The 25,512-nt window shown below is 43.4% G+C and carries 26 protein-coding genes; 14 read left to right on the forward strand and 12 right to left on the reverse strand.

The features are described from left to right. The first annotated feature begins 8 nt into the window (after positions 1–8). The 8 genes from E0D71_RS16465 (at position 9) to E0D71_RS16500 (ending at position 5,148) form a co-directional block, all read left to right on the forward strand. A complete protein-coding gene (locus tag E0D71_RS16465; protein ID WP_133004412.1) occupies positions 9–452 on the forward strand; it encodes a tetratricopeptide repeat protein in 444 nt (147 codons plus the stop codon). A gap of 217 nt (positions 453–669) precedes the next feature. Next, positions 670–1,173, forward strand: coding sequence for a superoxide dismutase, Ni (sodN, locus tag E0D71_RS16470; RefSeq protein WP_133004413.1), 504 nt, complete (start codon positions 670–672; stop codon positions 1,171–1,173). Positions 1,174–1,252: 79 nt separating this feature from the next. Then, positions 1,253–1,579 carry a S24/S26 family peptidase gene (locus E0D71_RS16475; protein WP_133004414.1) on the forward strand — a complete coding sequence of 109 codons (327 nt, stop codon included), beginning with the start codon at positions 1,253–1,255 and terminating at the stop codon, positions 1,577–1,579. Between the two features lie 135 nt (positions 1,580–1,714). After that, positions 1,715–2,332, forward strand: coding sequence for a YitT family protein (locus tag E0D71_RS16480; protein WP_133004415.1), 618 nt, complete (start codon positions 1,715–1,717; stop codon positions 2,330–2,332). A 143-nt stretch (positions 2,333–2,475) separates the two neighbouring features. Next, positions 2,476–3,006: a GNAT family N-acetyltransferase gene (locus E0D71_RS16485; RefSeq protein WP_133004416.1), complete on the forward strand. Its 531-nt coding sequence runs from the start codon at positions 2,476–2,478 to the stop codon at positions 3,004–3,006. Between the two features lie 31 nt (positions 3,007–3,037). Beyond that, positions 3,038–3,727, forward strand: a complete 690-nt coding sequence (locus E0D71_RS16490; RefSeq protein ID WP_133004417.1) for a 16S rRNA pseudouridine(516) synthase — start codon at positions 3,038–3,040, stop codon at positions 3,725–3,727. 43 nt (positions 3,728–3,770) lie between these two features. Continuing rightward, positions 3,771–4,148 carry a DUF2750 domain-containing protein gene (locus E0D71_RS16495; protein ID WP_133004418.1) on the forward strand — a complete coding sequence of 126 codons (378 nt, stop codon included), beginning with the start codon at positions 3,771–3,773 and terminating at the stop codon, positions 4,146–4,148. A 376-nt stretch (positions 4,149–4,524) separates the two neighbouring features. Continuing rightward, positions 4,525–5,148 carry a TetR/AcrR family transcriptional regulator gene (locus tag E0D71_RS16500; RefSeq protein WP_133004419.1) on the forward strand — a complete coding sequence of 208 codons (624 nt, stop codon included), beginning with the start codon at positions 4,525–4,527 and terminating at the stop codon, positions 5,146–5,148. 128 nt (positions 5,149–5,276) lie between these two features. Here the strand turns inward: E0D71_RS16500 and E0D71_RS16505 are convergent, their stop codons facing one another. Beyond that, on the reverse strand, positions 5,277–8,732 hold the full coding sequence (locus E0D71_RS16505) for a PAS domain-containing hybrid sensor histidine kinase/response regulator (protein ID WP_133004420.1): 3,456 nt from the start codon (positions 8,730–8,732) through the stop codon (positions 5,277–5,279). Positions 8,733–8,881: 149 nt separating this feature from the next. Here E0D71_RS16505 and E0D71_RS16510 point away from each other — a divergent pair, with 149 nt between their 5' ends. The 4 genes from E0D71_RS16510 (at position 8,882) to E0D71_RS16525 (ending at position 11,378) form a co-directional block, all read left to right on the forward strand. After that, complete coding sequence (locus E0D71_RS16510; RefSeq protein ID WP_133004421.1) at positions 8,882–9,238, forward strand: DOPA 4,5-dioxygenase family protein; 357 nt, start codon at positions 8,882–8,884, stop codon at positions 9,236–9,238. Positions 9,239–9,262: 24 nt separating this feature from the next. After that, a complete protein-coding gene (locus tag E0D71_RS16515; protein WP_133004422.1) occupies positions 9,263–9,910 on the forward strand; it encodes a MarC family protein in 648 nt (215 codons plus the stop codon). 242 nt (positions 9,911–10,152) lie between these two features. Beyond that, a complete protein-coding gene (locus tag E0D71_RS16520) occupies positions 10,153–10,635 on the forward strand; it encodes a peptidylprolyl isomerase (RefSeq protein ID WP_133004423.1) in 483 nt (160 codons plus the stop codon). A gap of 140 nt (positions 10,636–10,775) precedes the next feature. Then, complete coding sequence (locus E0D71_RS16525) at positions 10,776–11,378, forward strand: uracil-DNA glycosylase family protein (RefSeq protein WP_133004424.1); 603 nt, start codon at positions 10,776–10,778, stop codon at positions 11,376–11,378. Here E0D71_RS16525 and E0D71_RS16530 read toward each other — a convergent pair. The 6 genes from E0D71_RS16530 to E0D71_RS16560 form a co-directional block, all read right to left on the reverse strand. Further along, positions 11,362–11,811 carry a GNAT family N-acetyltransferase gene (locus E0D71_RS16530; RefSeq protein WP_133004425.1) on the reverse strand — a complete coding sequence of 150 codons (450 nt, stop codon included), beginning with the start codon at positions 11,809–11,811 and terminating at the stop codon, positions 11,362–11,364. The genes E0D71_RS16525 and E0D71_RS16530 overlap by 17 nt on opposite strands. A gap of 539 nt (positions 11,812–12,350) precedes the next feature. Continuing rightward, positions 12,351–12,563 (reverse strand): hypothetical protein, encoded by a 213-nt coding sequence (locus E0D71_RS16540; protein WP_133004427.1) that lies wholly within the window; start codon positions 12,561–12,563, stop codon positions 12,351–12,353. Between the two features lie 131 nt (positions 12,564–12,694). Further along, a complete protein-coding gene (gene bluB, locus E0D71_RS16545) occupies positions 12,695–13,351 on the reverse strand; it encodes a 5,6-dimethylbenzimidazole synthase (RefSeq protein WP_133004428.1) in 657 nt (218 codons plus the stop codon). Positions 13,352–13,469: 118 nt separating this feature from the next. Further along, a complete protein-coding gene (locus E0D71_RS16550) occupies positions 13,470–13,985 on the reverse strand; it encodes a hypothetical protein (protein ID WP_133004429.1) in 516 nt (171 codons plus the stop codon). A gap of 100 nt (positions 13,986–14,085) precedes the next feature. Further along, a complete protein-coding gene (locus tag E0D71_RS16555) occupies positions 14,086–15,852 on the reverse strand; it encodes a sodium:solute symporter family protein (protein ID WP_133004430.1) in 1,767 nt (588 codons plus the stop codon). A gap of 6 nt (positions 15,853–15,858) precedes the next feature. Next, complete coding sequence (locus E0D71_RS16560; RefSeq protein ID WP_115898895.1) at positions 15,859–16,119, reverse strand: DUF4212 domain-containing protein; 261 nt, start codon at positions 16,117–16,119, stop codon at positions 15,859–15,861. A 426-nt stretch (positions 16,120–16,545) separates the two neighbouring features. On the opposite strand from E0D71_RS16560, the gene E0D71_RS16565 reads away from it, so the two are divergent. Beyond that, complete coding sequence (locus E0D71_RS16565; protein WP_165943023.1) at positions 16,546–17,073, forward strand: GNAT family N-acetyltransferase; 528 nt, start codon at positions 16,546–16,548, stop codon at positions 17,071–17,073. 62 nt (positions 17,074–17,135) lie between these two features. Here E0D71_RS16565 and E0D71_RS16570 read toward each other — a convergent pair whose 3' ends face one another. The 5 genes from E0D71_RS16570 to E0D71_RS16590 form a co-directional block, all read right to left on the reverse strand. Continuing rightward, positions 17,136–18,836 (reverse strand): diguanylate cyclase, encoded by a 1,701-nt coding sequence (locus tag E0D71_RS16570; RefSeq protein WP_133004432.1) that lies wholly within the window; start codon positions 18,834–18,836, stop codon positions 17,136–17,138. Between the two features lie 55 nt (positions 18,837–18,891). Beyond that, the gene (locus tag E0D71_RS16575) at positions 18,892–19,908 is read right to left on the reverse strand and encodes an amino acid ABC transporter substrate-binding protein (RefSeq protein WP_133004433.1); all 1,017 of its coding nucleotides are present in this window, start codon (positions 19,906–19,908) and stop codon (positions 18,892–18,894) included. Between the two features lie 251 nt (positions 19,909–20,159). After that, entirely contained in the window at positions 20,160–21,791 is a 1,632-nt protein-coding gene (locus E0D71_RS16580) for an aminotransferase class V-fold PLP-dependent enzyme (protein ID WP_243712069.1), read from the reverse strand. An 81-nt stretch (positions 21,792–21,872) separates the two neighbouring features. Next, positions 21,873–22,346, reverse strand: a complete 474-nt coding sequence (locus E0D71_RS16585; protein ID WP_133004435.1) for an Lrp/AsnC family transcriptional regulator — start codon at positions 22,344–22,346, stop codon at positions 21,873–21,875. A gap of 794 nt (positions 22,347–23,140) precedes the next feature. Next, complete coding sequence (locus tag E0D71_RS16590) at positions 23,141–24,289, reverse strand: alpha-hydroxy acid oxidase (protein WP_133004436.1); 1,149 nt, start codon at positions 24,287–24,289, stop codon at positions 23,141–23,143. A gap of 118 nt (positions 24,290–24,407) precedes the next feature. On the opposite strand from E0D71_RS16590, the gene E0D71_RS16595 reads away from it, so the two are divergent. Then, positions 24,408–25,313, forward strand: a complete 906-nt coding sequence (locus E0D71_RS16595; RefSeq protein WP_243712070.1) for a LysR family transcriptional regulator — start codon at positions 24,408–24,410, stop codon at positions 25,311–25,313. The last annotated feature ends 199 nt before the right edge of the window (positions 25,314–25,512 follow it).

Genomic DNA, 25,512 nt, shown 5'->3' on the forward strand with positions numbered 1-25,512 from the left:
AGATGACTATGCAGTACTGGGAAAAGTTAACAAGAGAAGCCAATCAAGCCTATTTCAAACATGCTTTTTCTGATGCGGTAGATCTGAACCGAGAGGCGCTGACACAAGTTGAAAGTGACTTCGATCGTGGTTTTTATCAGGACCCAGAATCGTATGTATCCGCTGCTGTGGTTAGCCATTTAAATATCGCCGAAGCATTTGTTGCGTTGGGAGATTTTATTTCGGCTAATTTACAGTATGAAAACGCCGCTAATTTCTTACAAGCTATTTTGATTCGCCCTGATTTAGAGTGTGAACAGCGTGATTTGATTATGCGTACCGCGACTCACATACGTTTCGAATGGGATCTTTTTAGTCAAAGCCATAGTGCGAACTTGAAGGAACAAAGCAAGGTATTGATGCAGGCTATTACGCATGCGGTATCGTATTCAACAGCGGTTGTACATCACTAGGGTTGATAGAGGATGAAAAAAAAGACAGTCATAGCATGCTGGGTTCTGTTCGCAAGTGTTGTCAGTGGACGTTCTTTTGCTCAAGCAAACGAATGCGCTTCTTGGTTTACTGTTCATAATCTAGCGTTTGTCTTTGTGGGTCTTTTGCTCTTTGCCGGTGTGTATTACAAGCAATTTTTTATGCGACGAAAAAACAGACAGAAAGGACGTGTTCACCATGATGCATCAGATGATTAACCTGTTAGATAAAATGGTTCATTTTAAACAAGCTCAGGCGCATTGCGATATTCCTTGTAAAATTTACGACCCATCTGGTGCTTTGTTGGCGGCATTGAGTTGTGTTCGTATGATTGACCTGATTCATGAAGTCGGTGATGGCACCAGTTTGTCCGTCTCTGATGTGGCGAAAATTTCACGCTTAGTGCAGGAAAAAGAAAAAACCTGTAGCGATGTAAAAGAAGAAATTCGAACCATTTGGGGAGATTATTTTAAGGCAGCGCAGTTTGAACAAGTACCGGATGTGCACACCATGGTTCACGATATCATGATGCAAGCCTCTAAGTGCAAGCAAGGAATCGACCGCTCTGACAGTGAAGCCTTGGTAGAAAAAATAAATCGATTTGCTGAAGCTTTCTGGCTAACAAAAGGAGTGAGTACTTACCGAGCGCCTTGCCCTTATCCGCCAGCATTAGAAACGGTTTACCCTAATTTAAAACCTTAAATAGCTCGCAGGCACATGCCTTTGATAGTGATTGCGCAGGCCTGCGTTTATTTGATCAATGTTTACACGGGGACGCTTTATGTTTCGTTTAATTAAAGTGCTGGGCAACAGCATGGTGCCACGGCTTTATGATGGCGACTTTGTTTTTACAAGCCGCTTTTACACGACGTTAAAAGTAGGGCATCTTGTTGTTGTGGATCATGCCTTATACGGACTTATTCTTAAAAAAGTACTCCACATAGCCCCAGATGGACAACTTTGGCTAGGCGGAGAAAACAACCAAAGTATGCAGTCTGAACGCATTGGTTGGGTGTCATCAAGGCGAGTGGTCGGCAAAGTAGTCGCGTCTATTTGTGCTCATCGTCCTTCGGCTGCGGTTATTGAAGGGCAGAGTAGCGTCAAATAAGTGTACAGAAAAAAAGACACTTTTTAGAAAAGAGTAAAAACAGAGTATGGCTCAACAGTTGGTCTTCGGGCTGTGTTTCTCTAAAATTTGCTTATCCGTTATGCGAATTTTAATGTCTAATTTGAAGAGAAACTTATGTCTACTAGTGCAACAATACCTAAACGCCATACTCGAATAGAAGATATTCAGGCGCTTGTTATTGGTACCCTTATTATTGCCTTAGGGGTGAATTTTTTCACTCAAGCGGGGTTGTTGACCGGTGGTACCGCTGGCATGGCATTTCTACTGCAATACACAACCTCACTGACTTTTGGTGAAGCCTTCTTTTTAGTCAATATACCGTTTTATCTATTAGCGATGAAATACATGGGGTGGGAATTTACGCTTAAAACGTTTTCCGCTGTGTTTTGTGTTTCGCTTTTTTCCGATCTGACTCCCAGGTTTATTTCGTTAAACAGCATTGAGCCCATTTATGCGGCATTGGCTGGTGGTTTTCTGATGGGCGTGGGCTTTTTGATGTTATTCAGACACAACGCCAGTTTAGGTGGTATCAATATTTTGGCACGCTACATCGCGGAAAAGTATGGTATCTCGTTTGGTAAATTTCAGATGGCCGTGGATTGCACCATAGTGACCTTGTCTATTTTTGTGGTGGACATCTACTTGATTGCGATCTCAATTATCGGCGCCATTGCATTGAATATCATTCTGGCAGTCAACCATAAGCCTGGACGTTACATGGGCAATATCTAATCAAATTACAGTGTTAAAAAATACGGCGGCCTATGGTCGCCGTATTTTTTGGAAAGCAGTGCATTCGCTTGATGTAACGCCATTTCTAATGCCGACAGGCTCAGGTATCATAGCGACTTATAGATTAAAGAAGGATACACGGTTTGGAGCTACTCAAAGTAGATGACCTCAACCCTTACCTGAATGACCTAGTTGAATTGCTTTGTGATGCGGTTGACTCAGGTGCTCCTATTGGCTTCTTACCACCACTGAGTGAGCCGGAAGCGAAAGCTTATTGGCTGTCAATCAATGAAGAATTACAGGTCAATTCTCGGCAGGTGTTATTGGTTCGAGAAGAAGACAAAATTGTTGGCAGTGTACAGATAGCCATGTCTCCGAAGGCCAATGCATTGCACCGCTGTGATGTGGAAAAATTAATGGTACACACAGAGGCTCGAGAAAATGGCCTTGGTAGCATTTTAATGCAGGGCGTTGAGCGTGTTGCTGCCTCGATGCAAAGACAGCTGTTAATATTAGAAGTAAGAAGCGATGATATCGCCCATGACATGTATGTTAAATTAGGTTTTACACCGTTTGGTGAAGTGCCAAATTACACACGAAGTGCCAATGGTGCGTTACACAATTCCACTTTTTTCTTTAAAGAAATAGAGTTAACTCACGAAGTTTTCTCTTAAATTGATCGATTAGGCACAGGCGAATCCCCCTTTGAGACTAGATTTTTATTTATCCCATGTGACAGACCTTGCTCGCAAGGCATCAAAAATAGCGGCATCAAAAGGCCGTGTCACAGTGAATGGCGAGATCATTAAGAAAGCAAATTATACGGTACAAGAAACAGACGTTATCTGTTTAGATGATGAACGCCTAGCATGGCCATCTGAAGGCTACTATTTGCTTCATAAACCTGCAGGTTATGTTTGTGCAACCGAAGATGCCGAGCACCCAATCGTGGTGGACTTATTGCCTTCTCACCTTGGCCAAAGCTTAAAAGTGGTTGGACGCTTGGATAAAGACACCACAGGATTATTGCTATTAACCACCGATGGACAATGGCTACACCGAATTACTTCTCCTAAAAAAGCGTGCAGTAAACGTTATCAAATGACGCTAGTCGATAGCATTGATGATGCCGCTCTGGAGCAGCTTGAAAAAGGGGTATTGCTCAATGGCGAGTCCCAACTTACTTTGCCTGCGGTAGCGGAGCGTATTTCGGATAAAGAAATATACTTAACCATTCAAGAAGGTAAATATCATCAAGTGAAGCGCATGCTGGCGGCGGTTGGCAATAAAGTAGTCACGCTGCATCGAGACCAAATTGGTGATCTAGTATTAGATAGCGCGCTGGCTCCAGGTGAGTTTAGAGCGTTAACCGAAGACGAAGTTGGCTATTTCTAGATAACATGATCGTACTTTAGCGACGACAAACGAGAGAACATATATGACTACTGAATTGTCTATGGATGAGCGCGTCCAATTATTGATTGCACCAGATAGTGAGCGTTTAGCCTACTTTGTTGAAAAAGTAAAAGAAACTCAAACCGTATGGAGTTTGAGCAACGAAGAAGGCTTTGTGATGGTTGAAACCGACGAAGGCGATTGTGTCATGGTTTGGCCTGATGCAGAGTTTGCAAGCCAGTGGGCGGTTGATGACTGGGATGATTGCGAGCCTGTTGCGGTTGAAATGGCTTCTTTTATGACGGAATGGTTGCCAAGCTTAGCCATGGATAAAATTACTATTGCTGTCTTTCCAAATATTGAAGACGAAGGGAAATTGTCTTCAGCAGATGACTTGAAAGCGCTTTTGTCTGAAGCTTAAGTGTCTTTTTTCTAGGGATGGTATCGCTGAGCAACAAACCCAAATAGGGTTTGTGGCTTGTTATATCAGAGTTGGACGCGAGCAAGCTTTTTGGTGTCGTATTTTTTTATGCCGCTGAAAGACAAAACGCTTGTTCGGGCTCCCTAATAATCCGGCATAGATCTGGCTTGTTCAGGGTGTTTATTAAACAACTTAGCCTTGTTGTATTACTAAGCTGTATTACTGGATTTCTTTGATATAACCTCAGTGAATTTATTGCTTGAATATAAATTCGCTTCTCGCCTCAGCGTCTCCCATTGTGCATAATATTCGTTTCCCCTTTTAAGTAAGCGATAGTTTACAGATATTGATTGTATGATAAGGATGTAATCAAATAATGAGCAAGCGCCAAAGTAATCGAGAAGAAATCTTTACTCGGATTTTAGAGGCTGCCGAGGTTGAGTTTGGCCTTAAAGGATACAGTGGCGCCAGTTTGCAGCATATCGCCGACCGTGCAAATCTCCCAAAACCTAATATTGTTTACTATTTTCAATCGAAAGCGAATCTATACAAACAAGTGCTGAATCAAATCCTAATGGATTGGAATGATTTGTTTGATCAGGCAACCATTGATGATGATCCTGCCGTTGTATTAGATGCTTTCATTCGAGAAAAATTAGCATTGAGTTTCACCAATCCTCGCTCTTCGCGTATTTTTGCGATGGAAGTAATTGGTGGCGCCTTGCACATTGGCGACTATTTGAAAGAAGATTTGGTGCCCTGGCTGACGTCTCGTGTTGAGGTGATTCAAGGCTGGATTGATGCCGGCAAAATGCGCTCTATAGACCCAACCAGCCTCATTTTTATGATTTGGGCGACAACACAGCATTATGCCGATTTTGAGGCGCAAATATTGGCTTTGACCAACAAAGAAGCGTTAGTCGAAGAGGATTTAAAGCGCATAGGAGACACTGTCAGTAGTATTGTGTTGACTGGCGTTGGCTTAACCTTACCTAATTAACTACCTTATCTAATTAGAAACGGTGCACGAAGACAAACTACTGAGGAATAACACGGCGCCTTTGTTTCCTGATGCATTATGTTAAAGGGATGCTAAGGCGTAGATTTTAAGAGAGGGAGCATAATTTATTATGCTCCCTCTCTTTGTTTATGGATGTGTTGAATAAGGGCTCTTAATTTAGCGGGCTTGGCAGGTTTTGCCATATAAAGCACATTACTTTGTTTGCAGCGTTCGATAAGGTCTGCTTCTTGCAATGCTGTGATTAAAACTGCTGGAATGTCTTTGTTGGCTTTTTGGCGCAAGGCTGCGATCAGTGAAAGGCCGTCTTGGTCTTGATTTAATTGATAATCGACAAGCAATAACTCTGCTTCGCCTTCCGCTTGTTTTGCATCTTCGATACTTTCAAACGTACGGCATTCACATTGCCAATGGGTTAATAAGGTTCGCATGGCAGCGAGGTTATTTTTATCGTCATCAATACACCAGACAGAACAGGTGGCGGTATGGCTCTGTACTTTGGGAGCGCCTAATGGTTTTTTATTTTCATTGTCTTGCTGCTGTTTTGCCAATGGAATAAGAATGCCAAAGCAACTTCCTTTGCCTGGTACCGAGCGTGTCTGTGTTTCCAGCCCCAGCTGGTTTTGCAATCGTCTTACCAGGCCTAATCCAAGTCCCATACCTTGCTCTGCGGTGTTTTCCCAGCGATAAAAATCATCGAATATTTTTTGTTGTTCGGATTCTGGAATGCCGATTCCCGTGTCCCAAACTTGCAACAGCGCGTGGTCTTTTCGTCGACGAGTACTCAGTAATATATGTCCTTTTGTCGTATATTTAACGGCATTTGAGACAAAGTTTTGAATAATGCGGCGCAGATAAATGGGGTCGCTGTGTACTTGAAGCGGTAAAATATGGGTGGAAAGGGTGAGTGATTTGTCTTCTGCTATAACCCCAAACTCTGCCACAATCGGGGCGAGCAGGTCCGCTAAATGACAGTCGGATAATCTGGGTTTAATCGCCCCTTGGTCAAGACGGGCAATTTCGAGCAGAGTTGAAATCAGTGATTCAGTGGATTCTAACGCGTCTGATAATTTTCCCACGATTTCACCTGACTCAGGCGCTAAATGGCTCGACTGAAGCACGCCCATATAGAGTTTTGCTGCATTTAATGGTTGCAGTATGTCGTGGCTGGCGAGAGCGAGAAACTCTGTTTTTGAGGCGTTTGCATGCTCTGCTTCCGCTTTCGCTTTAATAAGCGCTTGCTCTGCGATATTACGCCGAGAAATTTCAGCCATCAGCTCTTGGTTAATACCTTGTACTTCCACCGTACGAGCTTCGACACGTTTTTCCAAATCGATGTTGGCTTCTTTAAGGGCTTGCTGGCTTTCGATGTGTTCTGTGACATCCGTGAAACTGGTGACAAAGCCGCCATCAGGTAGGGGATTCCCCACCATCTCAATCACGCGGCCACTGGCTCTGCGGCGTAAAAAACGATGGCCGGAGCCTTTACGAAGGTAATCTAAACGACGATTCACTAACTCTTCAATATCGCCGACACCACATTCACCGCGTTCCGCGTTGTAACGAATTAAAGCTTCAACCGGAAGGCCAATTTTCAACATGCCTTCGGGGTAGGGGTAAAGAGATAGATAGGTTTTATTCCAAGCCACCATGTGCAGATCTTTGTCTACCACGCTGATGCCTTGGTCTAAATTGTCCATGGAAACGAACAATAAGTTTTGGCTGAATTGAATGGCTTGGGTGGTTTCATCGAGATAAGTCACCATCTCTTCGACCTTGATCTGCTTATCGACCAAGATAGAGTTGATGATGGTACGTGCGGATGAGCCGCCTAGTACGCCACCAAGAATACGTTCGCAATAGTCGATAAACAATCGATTCGGCGCCGCATTAGGAGACAGGTTTTGGGTGTAATCGTGCTCGAATGTCTGTAAAACGCGCTGACTTTTTTGGGCTCCTAAAAAGGTTTCTAATAAAACAAATAAGTCGCTGTTTAAAGCTTTGCTTTTGGGTTTAAAAAAGCGCTTTTCCAATTCGGCTGTAGGGCTGACGAAAGCGGTTGCTTGTATGCGGTCTATGAGGCGTTCAGAGGACAAAACAGAACCTCCAATATAGCCTATGATATTGGCAATTAAACTGATAAAAGCGCCATAGCTCAGTAAATTAGAGCGTGACTCAGGATTGTCTAATGCCCAGTTCATATTGCCGGTAAGCGGCAGCATGAGTAATAAAATCCAGCATAAAAAGCCTAACGTTAAGCCGGTATAAACGCCATAGGCGTGGCCTCGCTTCCAATAGAGTCCGCCAAGTACCGCTGGCAACAGCTGGAGAACCAAAGAGAAGGCGACTAATCCGGTTCCGGCCAGTGATTCGCTGTTCGCCATTTTCTGATAATAAAGGAACGACAGCATCAAAATTCCGGCCATCGCAAAACGGCGAATAATCAAAATACGGCGGCGATAAATCGGCAGACCTTGCTGCTGTGCGTTAGCTCGTGCCAACATCAAAGGTAGGATGACATCGTTGCTAATCATGATGCTTAATGCAAACGTGGAAATGATAATCATGGCTGTAGTAGCGGACATGCCACCCAGAAAAATCAGCATTTGCAGTGCTAAGTTATCCGACGCGAGTGCGAACTGAATGACGTAGGTGTCGGCGTTGATATCACTGGAAAATAAACTTTGTCCAGCAATCGCCAAAGGCGGAATGATAAGGGCAAATATCAATAAATAGAGAGGAAACAGCAATCGTGCCATGCTTGATTGGCGGTTGTCTTGATGGTCTACCACAGTGACGTGAAATTGCCGTGGCAGGCAGATAACCGCGGCGGCCGACATAAGCGTTTGCATGATAAAAGAAAAAGACAGTAATTGGTCTGTATGCCAAGCGCTAAAGTCGATAGAAAGGGCTCTCCAGCTGGGTGCAGAATGCTTCATCATGATGATGGCAACAATGCCCACCGCGACAATAGCGATCAACTTAAACAGTGACTCAGCGCCAATGGCGAGCATCATTCCTGAACGGTACTCTGTTACTTCGACTTTGCGCGTGCCAAACAACATGGCAAAAACGCCAATAAGAATGGTGGCAATAAAAACCACCAAGTTGGCCGAGGACTCTTCTTGATTAACAAACAAAGCAAAGTTGGAACCAATGGCCTTTAGTTGCAGAGCGATATACGGAATAATGGCCAGCATGGCAATTAAAATGACCAAGGGGGCAGTCATTGGGCGCTTGCCATAACGAGATGAAATAAAGTCTGCGATGGAGGTGATGTTTTGCTTTCGACTGACCAAGATCATCTTACGAATAAAGGGAAAGGCGAACAGATACAGTAAGATAGGGCCTAATAAAACCGGTAAGTAGTTCCAGCCAGAGCGAGAGGCTTCGCCGATTGCGCCATAAAACGTCCAAGCGGTACAATAGATCGCCAATGAAAGGCTGTAGACGACAGGATGGCGAGTCAGTTTCTTAGCAATAGGGCTTTCTTTATCGCCCCATATCGCGATCCAAAACAAGCCTAAAATATAAAGAATGGCCAATAAAACCCAAAAAACCGTCATCGATTGAATTACCTTTCCTTCGACTTATCATTATTGTTAATAGCAAACCAATGTATCATAGCTAACCTAACAATCCTCTACGACTTAGGTCGCTATCCTGATGAAATTAGGGCGGCTACTGTGTTATATGAATCATTAGGAATGTAATTATGCCTACTCATTTGTCAGAAAAAAGTATTAAGGCGTTTCATGCACATCTTTATTTCAAAGATGAAGTTGGTACAGAAATCGCAAAGAAAGTTGCACAACAAGCGGCAGAATTGTTTGATATTAAAGTTGGCCGCTTCCATCAAAAGCCAGTTGGCCCTCATCCATTGTGGAGTTGCCAATTGTCCTTTGCCGTGGAAACCTTTTCAAAAATAGTCCCCTGGTTGATGTTTCATCGTCAGTCTTTGGATGTCTTTTTGCACCCACTAACGGGAGATGACTATGTGGACCACACACAAGGTATTAGTTGGTTAGGACATTCTCATCCCCTTAACCTTGCTCAATTTACCCCTAAATAAGGGACTTTCTAGAAAAGGTATTTTATGGAAGATTGGTTCAAACAGTTTATTATTTTATGGTCGGTTATCGATCCAATTGGTACCGTACCAGTATTTTTAGCGGTAACCGCAGGACTCGCTAGTCCTTCTTTAGCTCGTAAGCTCGCGCTAAAAGCCGTGCTTATTTCGGCGCTCGTATTGCTCTTTTTTGTGATTGCTGGTGAGTATCTTCTAAACGAAATGGGTATACCGCTTGAAGCCTTTCAAATCGCTGGTGGCTTGGTTCTCTTCCTGTTCGCCTTGACGATGATCTTTGGTGAAAGTAAGCCGGATGAAGAGATGGGCATAGTGGAAAAAGGAATGCACAGTGCGGTATTTCCGTTGGCCATACCTTCTATTGCTTCACCAGGGGCGATGATGGCTGCTGTGCTATTAACAGATAACAATCGTTTTTCTGTGATGCATCAGTTTGTCACCACCATGGTGATGTTAAGTGTCTTGTTTGTGACCTTTATTTTGATGTTGCTGGCTACTCGTATTCAAAAAATTATCGGTGTGGCTGGTGCCAGTGTGATTAGTCGAGTCATGGGCTTGATTCTAGCGGCGGTAGCGGTGAACTCTGTATTAACAGGGATTCAGCAGTATTTTGATTTGCATACGGCAATCAGTACTAAGGATTCGTTGGGGCTGTAAACGCCCATTGTGGACGCTGTATTTTATGATATTTTGCCTACGGGTAAAAAAAATGAAAGCGGGCCCTAGAAAAATCGTCGATCGTCCCAAACTTTATGGCTAACGGTAGTTATTAGCGCTATGGAAGGTTATCATAGTGCGACAAACTACAGTTTGGGTTCGTGTTGTGGCGGTGTATCGCAAAGTCTGTTTGCTTCTATCAAGCACTCGTTCCCCTATTCATATTTAAGCAGGAGAAGACAATGCAAATCGCAGAAAACGCCGTTGTAAGCATGCACTACACATTGACAGATGAACAAGGTCAAGAATTGGACTCTTCCATTGGCCAAGAGCCACTTGTATTTTTGAGTGGCGCACAAAATATCATTGATGGGCTAGACAAAGCGCTTCAAGGTAAAACGGCGGGTGAGAAGCTAACGGTTTCTGTTGCACCTGAAGAAGGTTACGGTGACGTTCATCAAGAATTGATTCAAAAAGTACCACACGATAACTTCCAAGGTGTTGATGATATCCAAGTGGGTATGCAATTCATGGCGCAAACGCCAGGTGGTCAACAGCCAGTAACCGTTATTGGTGTTGAAGAAGATGGCGTTATGCTAGACGGCAATCACCCATTAGCGGGTAAAACATTGAATTTTGATGTTGAGATTGTTGACGTTCGTGAAGCTGTTGCTGAAGAACTAGAACACGGTCATGTGCATGGCGAAGGCGGTCACCAGCACTAGGCTATTGAATAGCGATATTGATTCGCTATCATAGGGTTAATGAGAAACGGTATCCTTAATGGGTACCGTTTTTTTATGTCTGCTATTTATCGCTGGGCAGAGTGGATGAAAAAACGGATTGATAACGAGAGGATTAGGTCGTGGAAGAATGTACGTTTGCTGAGCTAGAGTCAAAAATATTGGCCTGTACTGCTTGTGCGCGTTTGCTACCTCATAAGCCTAAACCTATTTTACAAATTCACCCACAAGCGAAAATACTCATTGCCGGACAAGCGCCAGGGCAACGAGCGCATGATGCGAATTTACCGTTTGATGATCCCAGTGGCGACAGGCTAAGGGGTTGGCTTGGGGTCTCAAAAGACACCTTTTATAACCCTACAAAAATTGCTTTGGTGCCAATGGGGTTTTGTTTTCCAGGGGCGGGCAAGTCAGGGGATTTAGCCCCTAGAAAAGAATGCGCTGAGAAATGGCGTGACCCACTTCTTCGCCAGTTAACACACGTAAAACTGACGGTTATTCTGGGGACTTATGCGCAAGCTTACCATCTGGAAACGAATCGAAAAACGACACTGACAGAACAAGTTAAAGCCTCAAAAGCTTGGCTTGAGCAGGGCAAGATAGTCTTGCCCCACCCAAGCCCAAGAAACAATCGTTGGCTGGCTCAGAATCGCTGGTTTGAGGAGGAAATATTGCCTCTGTTAAAAGCGCGCATAGAGCAGATATTGTCTACTCACGAAGCATAGAAATATGCTCAATGCCGTCTTCTAAATAGGGCTTAGACACAGTGACAAAACCATGGGAAGCGTAGAAGTTTTCAAGATGTGATTGCGCCCCGATTTTGATGCCAATGTTAGGCCAGAGCGTGAGTGTTTGGTTAATGGCTTGCTCAATCAGGGCATGACCCAGTTTGTCTTTTCGGTTGTTTGGCGCTACCACGACACGTCCTATACTCGAATATAGCGGATAGCTTGCCTCAACAGGCAAGAGCCTTGCGTAGGCGATGAGATGGCCTTCTTGAACCGCATAGAGGTGCTGTGTATCTGGCAAACGATCTAGGTCATCGAGGTCAGGGTAGGGACAGTTTTGCTCAACGACAAAGACGTTGCTGCGCAGTTTGAGTAAGTCATAAAGCGTGTCTACAGAGAGCTCATGGAATTTTCTGCAATACCAATTCATTCTTTCCCTTATTCTTAAATAGTCTTGCTTGATTAGCACGATGTGATCAATTGATTATCGGCCAAAAAGAAACTGGCATAAAGTCGTTTGATAAGATCACAATGAGAGTTAAGTATGCCAGAGTACATAGTATATGGTCAGGACACCTGCTTATTTTGTCGGCGTGCACGGAAAGTATTAGAAGAGCATGGTATCGCTTTTCAATTTATTGATGTGCTCAAAGAGTCAATATCACGGTCAGCGCTCACAAAGGTGATAGGACACGACGTGTATACTTTGCCACAAATTTTTAAAGGGTCCCATTATTTGGGCGGATTTCATGAACTGCAAAAATATTTTGGCATCATCTAATAGAAAATTAGGTAAACAGAGAGAGAGAAAAAAGAGAACTGAACAGAAGAGGGCGCTTTATTGCTTGAAGAAGAGAGCTGTGATGCAGAGAAGTGAGCAAGTGCATGTATTGTTATTTTTCATGCTACTCATATGTCACTAGGATTGCTTAAGCGAGAGTGACTTACTTACTTTATTGTAAGCCAGTATTACGCTTGGTGTTTACGTGGCTGAATGCTTGGTACTAGAGCATTTTTAACTTTTACTAAGCCTTTTTTAACGCTCTTGTAGGCGTAAAATGCAACTTCAATCATAGTTTCACTTCTTTCAGCGCTAACGATAGCGTTGTTTTTTTCTGCTTCAGTTAAGTAGCTACCGTCAATTCCTTTGATCAGTTCAGCAAGACGTTGTGAGTTATTCATGGTGGTCTCCTATCAGGTTTTATTTCGATAATGAGATGATAGGAAGTTGCGTCATATAAGACAAACGATAAAAAATATCCTCAAAGGTGAGAAAAACTCATCAATAGGAAAAACGTTATTTTATCATGGGCTTATAGCGGATTATCGTCAGGCCAGGTCTCAAAGTGAATGGCATTTTTAGCGTCTCGTCTTGGCAACCAGCCAAGGCGTTCTAAGTCCGGTGTCGTTTGAAATTGCTCTACGTAACCAACGCATAAATAGGCGATGATATCTATGTTGTCAGGGATGTTTAACGTGTCTCTAACGACATTATCATGAACAATGCTGACCCAACCGACACCGACATTTTCAGCTCTTGCTGCGAGCCATAAATTTTGTACGGCACACACAGCACTAAAAAGGTCCATTTCAGGTTTTACTGTTCGTCCTAACACCACAGACCCTGTTCGGCTGCGGTCACAAGTGACGCAAATACCAAGAGGTGCTTCTTCGATGCCTTCTAGCTTTAAAGCTTGGTATTGGGCTTTACGTTCGCCTTCAAAAAGTTCGGATGATTGGGCATGGGCGTCTAGAAACCCCTGCTTTATTTTCTTCTTGGAGGTCGCGCTCTTTACCACAATAAAGTCCCAAGGCTGCATAAAACCAACACTTGGAGCATGGTGTGCTGCGAGTAAGATACGCTCTAATACGTCATCAGGTATGGCGGTGTCGGTGAATTCACGGCGTACGTCTCGGCGCGAGAAAATGGTTTTGTATACCGCGTCACGTTCTTCTGGAGAAATGGTCATAACTGCCTAAGGTTCAATCTTAAAAGACAGGCATTATGACGCCGAATGAATAGGGATGCCAACGAAGGGATAGCACTAAGAGATGAATAGACTTCATCTCTTAGTTATAAATTGGGTACTAGCCTGCTTTTTCACATACGGCGTTGATTAAGGGGTCGTTGGCCTTTAGAGCATGCCAGTGGCTATCCTCAAGATTAGAAGGACTAAATGCAGTGGTGAAATCCGTGCGCGCCGCTTTTACGCAATCAACAATTTGTGGCACTCGTTTCGCTAAGTGACGGCGCTCGAAGAAATAGAGGTCGACGAGCACAAGATCAGAGTCGACTTTATTTTTAGCTGAGTTACTTACATCTGCGGCAATGAAACGCATGGTTTGAGGGTAAACATAACTCCAAGGGCGCCATGGTGCTTCTTCTTGAACGGCCTTAATAACGACGAGGCCATTAGGCAATAAACTTTTCTGGTGATCGTACCAATTGTATTCACCGTGTACTTGGAAACCTAACATCGCAAGGCCTGCAAATGTTGGGACTAACCACTTAGGGGCTTTTTTCTTAGACAATGTTCGAATAAAAAGGGCAATACCAGCGCCTCCTATTCCTGCAAATACCGTTGCTATTAATTCCCAAAACATAGTCTTCTCTCTGTGTGTGCGATCTTTGTTTAAACAAACATAAACGAAATAAAAAGATCGAGCACCATCATGGATGCTCGATCTTTCTCATTGATCAATATTAGTGATCAACCGCCTTACCCGCACCTTGTGGGTAACGCACGCTTTCGACTAGATCTTGGATTTCTTTTGGTGGCTCTTCGGTCATAGAAGACACCAAGAAAGCGACCGAGAAGTTAATCACAGCGCCGATTGCACCGAAGGACAATGGTGATATACCGAACAACCAGTTATCTGGTGTGTTGGCATAAGACGCTGTACCTGGGATAAAGAACCAACCTAGGAATAAGAAGATATAAACCAAGGTAGAAATTAACCCAGCTAGCATACCCGCGACGGCGCCTTTGCTGTTCACACGTTTCGAGAAGATCCCCATCATAAGAGCAGGGAAGATCGAAGCGGCGGCAATACCAAATGCGAGAGCCACTACCTGCGCGGCGAACCCTGGAGGGTTCATACCCAAGTAGGTGGCAACAACAATGGCGACAAACATCGACACCCTAGCGGCAAATAACTCACCTTTATCGGTTATGTCGGGATTGATCGTGCCTTTGATTAAGTCATGACTGATTGCCGACGAAATGGCGAGCAATAAGCCTGCCGCGGTAGATAAGGCTGCAGCAAGACCACCGGCCGCAATCAAACCAATTACCCAGCTAGGAAGGTTCGCGATTTCAGGGTTAGCCAAGACAAGAATGTCTCGGTTAACCACCAACTCATTACCGTTCCAGCCACGGGCTGTGGCTTCGGCTTCAAATGCTGGTGTGTCGTTATACAGTTCAATACGACCATCGCCGTTTTTGTCTTCGAATTTGATTAAGCCTGTTGTTTCCCAGTTTTTAATCCAATCAGGACGTTCGGCATATTCAATAGATTGTGCCGTAGGGCCGTCTGGGTAAATGGTACTTAATAGGTTTAAACGAGCCATAGACGCAACGGCTGGCGCGGTTAAGTAAAGCAGAGCGATAAACACCAATGCCCAGCCAGCAGACCAGCGAGCATCCGCTACTTTAGGAACGGTGAAGAAGCGAATAATAACGTGTGGTAAGCCTGCAGTACCTATCATCAATGATAGGGTAAACAGCACCATGTTTAACTTATTATCCACATCCGCGGTGTAGTCTCTAAAGCCTAGTTCACGAACCACTTCGTCTAGCTTTTGCAATAATGGCATACCAGATTCAGTGTGATTAGAGAACAGACCAATAGCAGGGATGAAGGTGTCAGTCAGTTGTAAAGAGATAAATACCGCAGGAATGGTATACGCAATGATTAACACCACATATTGAGCAACCTGAGTATAGGTAATCCCTTTCATACCACCAAGTACGGCATAAAAGAATACGACAATAGCCGCAATAATTAAGCCGGTATCGTTGTCGACTTCTAAGAAGCGAGAGAAGGCAACGCCAGCCCCCGTCATTTGACCGATTACATAAGTGACCGAGGCAATAATCAAACAAGCCACCGCCACGAGTCGAGCGGTACGACTGTAGAAACGGTCGCCAATGAAGTCCGGCACGGTGAACTTACCAAATTTGCGTAAGTAAGGTGCGAGCAACATAGCCAGTAGTACGTAACCGCCAGTCCAACCCATAAGGAAGGTTGAGTTAGCGTAACCACCGGCGGCAATAAGACCCGCCATTGAAATGAACGACGCCGCTGACATCCAGTCAGCCGCTGTGGCCATACCGTTTAGAACGGGGTGAACACCACCGCCGGCCACGTAAAACTCTTTTGTAGAGCCTGCACGTGCCCAGAAAGCAATCCCAAAGTAGAGTGCGAAAGAGGCACCAACGAAAATCAGGTTGATGGTAAATTGACTCATACTGACTTACTCCTCTAGGCCAAATTTTTCATCAAGCTTGTTCATTCTCCATGCATAGAAGAAGGTCAAGATGATAAAGACAAGAATGGAGCCTTGTTGAGCGAACCAAAATCCTAGGTCGGTTCCGCCAATATGAATTCCGCTGAGTAAAGGTCGAAAGAGAATGGCACACCCATAGGACGCCAATGCCCATACGACCAAACAACCTAGGATAAGCCTTAGGTTGGCCTGCCAGTATTGTTGCGCATTAAGATTGTGATCTGACACGGTAGATCTCCTTATTTATAATTATTTTTTCTACACCTGATCAATTTAGCAGCACTTTACAAATTAATAAGTCCGACTTTAGTCGAATAAGGACATATTGGGCAAAAATAGCGCAAGCTCTGTTAATTAATTAGCGGCTGAAAGAGGCGTTTAAAGGAATATAGGATCGTTGTAAAAATAACGGGAGGCCGTTAAATAATGGAAGCATTACGCCAGAATAAGGCTTTTAGTGACAATGACGGCAAAAGGGGAGATATAAACGGCGAAGAGTCTTTATACTTTATTTATCCAAACGGACAAATTTTGATTGAGTCGTTTGCAGTAGCATTATGTTGCTGTTTACTCATTTTGGACGTGAGTTTACCCGCATCACGACTGTGGTGATGTTTGGTTGTGCTCGAGATGATAACCATAAGGAGGTTGTTCATGAAAGGAAGTAGATTTAAATGGCAGCTCGCTCGATTTCACGAAGCCGCTGAGATTAGTGATTTGTTGAACTTAGCTTACCGAGGTGTTGATAACTGGACAGAAGAAACACAGTTATTAAGTGGTAAAAGGTCGACGCAATCTTTAGTTGAACGCAGTATGAATGAGACTGGGACGTATTTTTTTGTTTGTCGAAATGACGCCGCATTACTGGCTTGTGCTCGATTAACGCTGGTGGGAAATGAGGCTTACATTGGTTCGTTTGCGGTATTGCCTAGGTATCAAAGAAACGGTATTGGCAGCTACCTTTTGAGCGAAATCGAGCAGATTGTCATGAAAGAATATGGTGTGACTTTTTTTTCTGTGCCTGTTTTGTCCGAGCAACACACCTTGAAAGCATTTTATGAAAAGTGTGGTTACCAAAAAAATGGGCAGGCCGAACCTTATCCAGCTCACTTAAATATAGGTACGCCTAAACGCAGTGATATTATGATTGAGTTTTATTTGAAAAAAGCGAGCTTACATTAATACCCGAGTTTATAAGCTAAGCGATACCAAGGTTAAATGCTTGTGTGTAGGCTGATAACGGCTTAGTCCAAAATAGGATTGAACTCAGACACTTGATCTCGACCATTGTGTTTTGCTTCATAAAGCGTTTGGTCCGCTAGGTGAATTAATTTATCTAAATCATCACCAGGCTTAGGTTGATGAGTTGCCACACCAATGCTTAATGTGACCTTGCCCTTGTCGGACCCTTGATGAAGAATGTTCGCTTCTTTGACTTTCGTTGTCAGATGTTTCGCGAAAACCATTGCGCTCATTTTATCGGTATTTGGTAATAAAATAATGAATTCTTCACCGCCATAACGAGCGACCAAACCGCCCACACTTTCCGCTTCCGTTTTGAACATTTGCGCGAGTTGGAAAAGACACTGATCTCCTGCTTGATGGCCATAATGATCGTTAAATTGTTTAAACCAATCTAAGTCAATCATAATGACACTAACGTCATGCTTTTCTGTGCTGGCTTTGTCCCAGTATGCGATGAAATGCTGGAAGAAGTAGCGGCGGTTCGCTATTTGCGTTAAATCGTCTGTGTGGCTGAGCTGCTGCAATGATTGATTTAATTCGATCAATTTCAGATTGGCGTCTTCCACTTCTTTCCTGGCGTACATGGAGTCTTTTTGAGCTTGTTCTGTGGCTGCTACGAAAACAGAAAAAACTTTTCCCATTAGCGCTATTTCATCTTCTCCTTCTTGTGGTATCGGGGTTTTTAAGCCTTTGGCGTGTTGTAGCATGACTTGATTCAAGCGGTTAAGTCGGAAGATGAGGTAGTGACGAATGAACCAATAAGCGAATGCCGTTAAGACTAAAAAAACGCAACTGAATAGAATGATATTTGTGATGACATTACGAATTAATACATCGTGTTTTTGTGTCGAATCTAATGTGGCTTTTTTTAGTAATAGATAGAAATCAAAGGAAGCTGCGCTTAACTGTTGTGCTTTTTGTCGAGTTTGTCTGATTGCCGACAGGGTTGCTAAGTGTTGGTTTTGAAATTTTAATCTGGTAGAAAATGCGTGTTGCGAGGTGTGATAAAGCTGATCCAATAATGCCAACTGAGCGTCAGAAAGGGTATCCGTATAATACATTTTGGCCAATAACGCGCTGATGGCATTTTTTTGAGCTTGCAGTTCACCTCGGCTAACGGCGTTTTGGCTTAGCATTGTGATATTAATGGCGTTTAGAAAGAGGTTTGTAAAATGCTGCTGGTGGGGGGTTAGGTCCACGTTGGAGGAAATGGCTTTTTGCAGGTGACGCAATGAATTAGAAATACTGCTGTGCTGCTTAGCAAGCTCTTTTTCTGTTAATAAGTAATTATCCAAGATTTTTAAGGTGTTGAAGTAAGGCTTCGTTATGCTGTCTATTTCATCAAGGATGGCTTGTTCTTTGGGGGTGTTAGCGTAAAGCTTTTCTCGGATTGAATAGAATACTTTCTTGGGAGAGTTGCTCAGTGATTGATAGTAGGAGCTGCTGTAACCTTGAACAATCATCTTCTCTAAGGCTTGTGAGGTGATTTGCTCTGCGTCTCTTGATAATTCCGCGGCATGAATAGCGCGTTCGAACTGGGTATTGGTAAGGTGCTTAAACTCTTCGGATTGCTGCCATAAGATGAAAATACTGTAAGCTGTGATAATAAGGTAAAAACACAGAACGCTAAGAAGAACTAAATTCAAACGAAAGCCAATCTTCTTCCTTGATTTGAGCTTTACCGTGGCAAAATCTGCCATGTAACCTCTCCTTACACACTGTGTACTACAACAACTTTCATCTTACTGAATTTTTTTATTTAAAGGGAGGAGCGAATAAGGTTCCACCGTGTTTCCATAATGCGCTCAATCCTCGCTCTGCCTGAACAGGAGAGTGCTTTCCTAAGTGTCGGTCAAAAATCTGTGCGTAATTCCCCACGGACTTAATAATACGGTACGCCCAATCTTTGTCTAATCCCAACATGTCGCCAATTTCACCTGTTGTTCCAAGCAAGTTCGTGACTTCAATGTCATCACTATGAGCTCGGAGTGCATCAACATTGTCTGCAGTAATGCCTTTGTCCTCTGCAAGAATGACGGCATGGATGACGGAGCGAATAATACGCTGCCATTGAGCGTCATCGTTGCGAACCGTTGGGCCAATGGGCTCTCTGGACAAGGTAACGGGTAGGATGACGTATTCTTGTTTGCGCGCGGTATTGTTGGCTAAAGAGATGCGTAAATTCATTTTGTCGCCAGTATAAGCGTCACAAGCACTGCCGCGGAAAAACTGGCTGCCCTTTGAGTAGATAACCTTGGTTTTGAGTTTTTTAATGGTAACTATGTTTTCAATATTGCGCTGTGATGTCGTGTTGTTGGTAACACAAATAGACTTGTTATCTAAGTCTTCAAGGGTACCAATACCGGAGCTTTTACGAACCAAAATACCTTGGCCATCAAAAAGATATATCGCTGGGAAGCTAATAGCGTAGGCGTCTTCTCGGCCCAATGTCCAGGTAGAGCTGTACATAACCACATCGGTCGTTTTATCGACAAGACTGGTAAAGCGTGTTTTGGCTCGCACCTCAACATAGTTAACATACTCTGGGTTTTTAAGCACAGCCGCGGCAACGGCTCGACAAAAATCCACGTAGAAACCTTCCCAATGGCCATTTATCGAAATGGCGCTTCTGCTTGGATCATCCGGGTAAACGCCACAATTTAAATCCCCACGGTCGATAACATTCTGCAATGTTGATGCATGGGCATTTGTCTCAAAAACGAATACGAAAAAACTAAAAAGACAAAAACCTAGGCGTTGCGGTAACGACATAAAAACTTCCACATTATAAAGTCGCCATCTATTTTCATTACTCTTGATGGGCAACTGGCTGCTATCAGTGCTAAAAGAAAAACCATTAGTTTATGTTTTGATAGTACGCTTTTATCACGGATAAACAGTTTTTAGTAATAAAATATTAAAATGACGAGGAAGTGAATAGCTTGTTCCTTTGAGTTTATTACGTCATTGCCATGCAGAAAAACACATGGCAATGACCGTTTTCTAAAACAAAGGGGGTTCTATTAGTGGATATCTTGGACTAATACAAAATCTCTAATGTCGTTGTATGCTGGGTTAAAGGTGTGTTTTTGAATGTCGTACACATGGTTTTGGCAATCTTGGATGACCTTTTTCGCCTCATCAAAATACCTCGTTTTATTCATCTCTTTGGCTGCCTTTGGCGTGTTTGTATTATGGGGGAGATCGAAGAGGCTATTTAAAGACAGACAGTCGGCCACTTTTCCTTGAAAGCGCCATAAATCACCGTCTTGGTCATAAGCGTAATAAGGCAGAATCGCAAGACCATAAGAGGCAATGAAATCAATGGCATCAAGAATAAAGTCGACATCAGACTGAGTTAAAAAATAGTTGAGGTTAAAGCGTACCCAGCCTGGTTTAACCAGCTTCTCTCCATGAGACAGGGCCTCTTGAATACGTGCCGAGCGCTGATTATCTATGCCTAATAGCTGGTGGCCATAAGGCCCTGCGCAGGAGCAACCTCCGCGCACTTGAATACCAAACAGATCATTTAGCAGCGCTGTGACCAGTCCATGATGTAGGTAGCCATGTTCTGTACGAATACGAAACGCCGTAATAGAAAGCCTTGCCGCGGTGGGGTGGCCTAATCTTTCAATCGCTGGATTGTTAGCCCAGCGCTGATGGGTTTGCTCAACCCAAGCGTGTTCGCGCTCCTCGATGGTTTTGATCCCAACGGCTTGTTTAAGCTGAAACACCAAACCTGCTCGAATGGATTCGGTAATGGCCGGTGTGCCACCTTCTTCACGACGCTCTCCTAGTGGCAAGAATGTATGATCATCAGGGGTAACAAATGACACAGTTCCACCACCAATTGAACTGGGTTTTTGATTTTTAATAATGGATTTTTTAACAATCAATACGCCAGGCGTACCAGGCCCGCCCACTAGTTTATGGGTTGAAAAAAAGAGCGCATCTTTGTTTGCCGCTTTATTATTAGCCGGGTTCATGTCTATGTTTACATAGGGTGCGGCCGCGGCAAAATCCCAAAAAGAGAGGGCATTATATTGATGTAATAGCGACGTGATAGCATCTTGATCACAAAGAATACCCGTCACGTTAGAAGCGGCACTAAAGCTACCGATTAGACATTTATGTTGATTTTGTTGAAGCGCTTTTTCTAAGTCTTCTAAACAGACGCCACCTTCTTGCGCTTCTTTTATCCGGATAACGTTAATGCCCAGTTCTCGCCATGGTAATTCATTCGAGTGATGTTCATATGGGCCGATCAAAATACAATGTTTGTCTTTTTCGGCCTCTGTTAACGTACGCAATTCCAACTGTGTAATTAACGTATTGATTGCGCTTGTAGCGCCACTTCCACAAAATAGAACAAGGTCGTCATCATTCGCATTGGTTGCGCGACGAATCTGTTGCCTTGCTTGCTCGCGAAATGCGGTGGTTTGTTGACCTGTCGCATTTGCTTCCGTATGAGTATTTGCATATAAAGGCAAGACATAATTCATCATGGCATCTTCGATAAACTGAAGGCTACGTCCAGAAGCGGTATAATCGGCGTAAGTTAAATATCGTAAACCAAATGGCGTTTTTATTTCAGTGTCTTTGCCAATAATGTTTTCACGAATCGTATTAATCAGAGCATCATCTTTATCTGCCATTTTATCTCTCTCTATCATTGTTGGCGTTGGTTTTTCTGCTTTTAGATAATTAATAGAGAAAGGCTTTTTATTATTGAGCCATTACTTATTTTTACTTAAAGGCAGAGGCAATTCTGTGGTGTATTTAATTTGCTCCATAGCAAAGTTTGATGTGACATCTGTTAATGCGGTGGCACTGATTAGTTTTTTATAAAAACGGTCATAAGCTGGAATATCCTTGACGAGTACTCGCATTAAATAATCGTAATCTCCTGCCATTCGGTAAAACTCAACAATTTCTGGAAACTCAGTCACAGCTTCAGCAAACTTCATTGCCCAATTGGCATCGTGTTGATTGGTTTTTACCTGCACAAAAACCGAGACCCCTAACGCCAGTTTGTCTGCGTCTAATAAAGCCACATGACGCTTCACATAACCTGCTTTTTCAAGCTTCTGGATGCGTCGCCAGCAAGGGGTTTTGGAGAGGCCAACTTGCTGTGCCATCAGGTCTAAAGAGATACTATCATCATGTTGCATTAAGGCAAGTAGTTGCATATCTGTGTTATCTAGGTTCATTTTGTTCTCTTTTTGGATGATTTATTGGAATTTAATTTTTAATAATGAAGTTTTCTTTTGCCTCGTGCAACCTGGTTTTATATTTGCTCTATTTTTAGCAATGAAAGCTCTCAAAAGTAGGTAAAAAAGATCACAAAAATTCGAAAATTACCTTAAAAGTAGGCTTTTTACCTTAGTGGGATAGGATGAAAAAGAGATTGAAACTAAGGAGGGAGCTTCTCTGGTAGGGGCAAAACGTTCATAGGAGGGGTTAAACGTTGTGTGCAAGGGGAAAGGTTAGGTGATTATAGAAGTGAGAGAGGCATTAGAGTCAATTAGGAAATTGACGAAGCATCAAGGCGATAGCGATAATCCTAATAAGAATAATGTCGCCTATATGGATGGCTTTACTCTTTAAAGATAAAAGTATTGTTTCTGCAAGATGACACTTATATGAATCTTTAATGACATCGATGAAAGTGGGTACCATGAATCGGAGAAAAGACTTACAGTAGTGGCTCATTCAAACATACTTATCGATGGTGGAGACACTTATGTCTAATAAAGAAATCAAATCTATTAAAAAAGAAATAAAAGCTAGAAAAGAGAAAGTAGCGAAACAAAAAAGTAAAATTGATAAACTAAAAAAATCTCTAAAGAAAAAAGCTTAATATAGCGTTATTATTCATTGTTAACAATGCGATGAACAAGTGGAACGACAGCTTCCTCTTGTTCGCACGCATTATATTAATCCCTAGAGAGTTATGATAAATAACCTTGTCTAACTCGCTTTTACTTATTCTGGTTATTAACCATTAAGGCCTAAATCTTAGGTTTTCTCTAGAAAGTTGCTTTATTGACGTTTTCCCCATTAATTTCATGTCCCGTTCTAGCTCTGCTTTCATCAGCCCTAATGCTCTCTCGACACCGGGTTGTCCTGCCGCAGCGAGAGGATAAAGGTACATTCTGCCAATACCAACGGCTTTGGCGCCCAATGATAATGCTTTTAAAACATGAGTACCGCGCTGTACACCACTGTCAAAAATGACGTCTATTTCATCGCCTACTTCATCGACTATCTCGGCGAGCTGATCGAAAGAACTTCGTGAGCCATCAAGCTGGCGACCACCATGATTAGAAATAATAATCCCAGTACAGCCAATATCTACCGCCTTACGGGCATCCTTTCGACTCATAATGCCTTTTAAGCAAAACTCCCCATCCCAAAATTTCACCATCTCGGCCACGTCATCCCAATTCATTGAAGGGTCGAGCATGTTGGTAAAATAGTCACCTATTGAGGTGGCGCCAGAACCCATGTCTATGTGCTCATCCAACTGAGGTAAGCGAAATTTTTCATGGGTGACGTAATTGATCCCCCACATGGGTTTGAGTGCAAATTGCAACATTCCCGCGAGCGTCAAACGGAAGGGGATGGAAAAGCCGGTGCGCAAGTCGCGTTCGCGATTACCGCCGGTGATCGAATCAACGGTCAACATCATAACTTGTACGCCAGCCGCTTTTGCTCGCTCCATCATGGCGCGGTTTAAGCCGCGATCCTTATGGAAGTAAAACTGATAAACCTGAGGCGTGTTCACTTGTTTCGCGATCTCTTCCATGCTGACGGTACCAAGGGAGGAGACGCCAAACATGGTGCCATATTTCTCAGCGGCACCTGCAACTGCGCGCTCTCCTTGATGATGAAATAAACGTTGCAGTGCGGTAGGGGAGCAATAAACAGGCATGTCGAGCTTTTGTCCCATGACGGTGACAGACAGGTCAATGTCTTTTACGCCTGTTAGGACACTAGGGACGAGGTCACAGGTTTCAAAGGCTGCGGTGTTACGTCGATAAGTCGACTCATCATCAGAGCCGCCATCTATATAATTGAAAATTGGACTCGGCAGGCGTTTTTTAGCCAGAGTACGAAAATCCTGAAAGTTATGGCAGTCATTGAGTCGCATTAAGTTGCTCCTAAAAATGGATTAATGAGGACATTGGTGCGTAGAGGCAAAGTATAGTGGTAGTTTTATTTGTGATAAATACGACATAAACTAATTAACTATTTCCTAAAACGGTGTAATGACAGTGAATGCTGCAGATTTGACGCTATTTGTAAGTGTTGCCGATCAAGGGTCGTTTCATAAAGCGGCTGAGCAAGTGGGCTTATCCACGCCTGCTTTGAGTAAAAGAGTCAGTAAATTGGAGGCCTCTCTGGGGGTTCAATTAATTCACCGAACCACACGACGACTCAGCTTAACGGAAGCAGGAGAGAGCCTGTATGTCCATGCTAAAAACATTGAGGGACAAGTGAGTGATGCGATCGCATCCGTATCAACGTTTAGCCAAGGCTTGACTGGAACAATAAAAATGTCGGTGCCAACGATTTCTGGTGAACTGCTACTGGCCGAGGCGGTGGCGGATTTTTGCCAACAATACCCGAATATCACCGTGGATATTCGCCTCGAAAACGACTTCGTGAATTTGGTTGAAGAAGGTCTAGATCTTGCGATACGTACGGGGAAATTGGAAGATTCAAGCCTGATCGCCAAACCATTAATTCAATCAAATTGGGTTGTTTGTTGTTCGCCTACGTATTTGGAAAAGCACGGTGAAGCCAAGACACTAGACGCTTTAAAAGAACACAATTGCCTTGCTTATACTTACCAGACTCATGGCTCATTTGATTGGCGATTCTTTCAAGCAGGGGAAGAAAAAAGTGTTCGAATCAGCGGCAGTTTTGCGACAAATAATGCTCAAGCACTGCGTAAAGCGGCATTGGCAGGCTTTGGTATAGTGTATGTTCCTCGCTGCAGTGTTTATGAAGATTTGCAGCAAGGGAAGCTGGTTGCTATTTTGACGCAATTTGAACCTAGGCGCTTGGGGGTCTATGCTATTTACCCTTTTACGAAATATTTGCCAGAAAAGCTTAGGTTACTCATTGAACACATTAAGCAGGCTTATCAGGATAAAAAAGAGTACTTTTGAGCCTCCCACAGAACGAGTCTTATGAGTTTTCATATAAGGCAAATCCTATGGTGAATCTTCTGCGCTTTTCTGTGGCGATTTAGAGTAAAGATCTTCGCGCTAGATTGGCATATTCATGGCTAGCGCTTTGATATTCCGTTATCATGCGCATCATTAGCAGGCGGCATTTTATCGCAGCCTCACTCTTAACCTGTAGGAT

It is taken from the genome of Marinomonas sp. KMM3893, assembly GCF_004352855.1.
In the GTDB taxonomy this organism is placed as follows: Bacteria; Pseudomonadota; Gammaproteobacteria; order Pseudomonadales; family Marinomonadaceae; genus Marinomonas; species Marinomonas arenicola.

What these genes read in the sequence shown, in the direction of transcription:
- E0D71_RS16510 (WP_133004421.1), top strand. Translation starts at nt 8,882, where the DNA reads ATGCCTACTCATTTGTCAGAAAAAAGTATTAAGGCGTTTCATGCACAT.
- E0D71_RS16595 (WP_243712070.1), top strand. Translation starts at nt 24,408, where the DNA reads ATGACAGTGAATGCTGCAGATTTGACGCTATTTGTAAGTGTTGCCGAT.
- E0D71_RS16540 (WP_133004427.1), bottom strand. Translation starts at nt 12,563, where the DNA reads ATGAATAACTCACAACGTCTTGCTGAACTGATCAAAGGAATTGACGGT.
- E0D71_RS16480 (WP_133004415.1), top strand. Translation starts at nt 1,715, where the DNA reads ATGTCTACTAGTGCAACAATACCTAAACGCCATACTCGAATAGAAGAT.
- E0D71_RS16580 (WP_243712069.1), bottom strand. Translation starts at nt 21,791, where the DNA reads ATGGCAGATAAAGATGATGCTCTGATTAATACGATTCGTGAAAACATT.
- E0D71_RS16555 (WP_133004430.1), bottom strand. Translation starts at nt 15,852, where the DNA reads ATGAGTCAATTTACCATCAACCTGATTTTCGTTGGTGCCTCTTTCGCA.
- E0D71_RS16570 (WP_133004432.1), bottom strand. Translation starts at nt 18,836, where the DNA reads ATGGCAGATTTTGCCACGGTAAAGCTCAAATCAAGGAAGAAGATTGGC.
- E0D71_RS16495 (WP_133004418.1), top strand. Translation starts at nt 3,771, where the DNA reads ATGACTACTGAATTGTCTATGGATGAGCGCGTCCAATTATTGATTGCA.
- E0D71_RS16550 (WP_133004429.1), bottom strand. Translation starts at nt 13,985, where the DNA reads ATGTTTTGGGAATTAATAGCAACGGTATTTGCAGGAATAGGAGGCGCT.
- E0D71_RS16590 (WP_133004436.1), bottom strand. Translation starts at nt 24,289, where the DNA reads ATGCGACTCAATGACTGCCATAACTTTCAGGATTTTCGTACTCTGGCT.
- bluB (WP_133004428.1), bottom strand. Translation starts at nt 13,351, where the DNA reads ATGACCATTTCTCCAGAAGAACGTGACGCGGTATACAAAACCATTTTC.
- E0D71_RS16585 (WP_133004435.1), bottom strand. Translation starts at nt 22,346, where the DNA reads ATGAACCTAGATAACACAGATATGCAACTACTTGCCTTAATGCAACAT.
- E0D71_RS16475 (WP_133004414.1), top strand. Translation starts at nt 1,253, where the DNA reads ATGTTTCGTTTAATTAAAGTGCTGGGCAACAGCATGGTGCCACGGCTT.
- E0D71_RS16565 (WP_165943023.1), top strand. Translation starts at nt 16,546, where the DNA reads ATGAAAGGAAGTAGATTTAAATGGCAGCTCGCTCGATTTCACGAAGCC.
- E0D71_RS16465 (WP_133004412.1), top strand. Translation starts at nt 9, where the DNA reads ATGCAGTACTGGGAAAAGTTAACAAGAGAAGCCAATCAAGCCTATTTC.
- E0D71_RS16575 (WP_133004433.1), bottom strand. Translation starts at nt 19,908, where the DNA reads ATGTCGTTACCGCAACGCCTAGGTTTTTGTCTTTTTAGTTTTTTCGTA.
- E0D71_RS16515 (WP_133004422.1), top strand. Translation starts at nt 9,263, where the DNA reads ATGGAAGATTGGTTCAAACAGTTTATTATTTTATGGTCGGTTATCGAT.
- E0D71_RS16500 (WP_133004419.1), top strand. Translation starts at nt 4,525, where the DNA reads ATGAGCAAGCGCCAAAGTAATCGAGAAGAAATCTTTACTCGGATTTTA.
- sodN (WP_133004413.1), top strand. Translation starts at nt 670, where the DNA reads ATGATGCATCAGATGATTAACCTGTTAGATAAAATGGTTCATTTTAAA.
- E0D71_RS16520 (WP_133004423.1), top strand. Translation starts at nt 10,153, where the DNA reads ATGCAAATCGCAGAAAACGCCGTTGTAAGCATGCACTACACATTGACA.
- E0D71_RS16505 (WP_133004420.1), bottom strand. Translation starts at nt 8,732, where the DNA reads ATGACGGTTTTTTGGGTTTTATTGGCCATTCTTTATATTTTAGGCTTG.
- E0D71_RS16530 (WP_133004425.1), bottom strand. Translation starts at nt 11,811, where the DNA reads ATGAATTGGTATTGCAGAAAATTCCATGAGCTCTCTGTAGACACGCTT.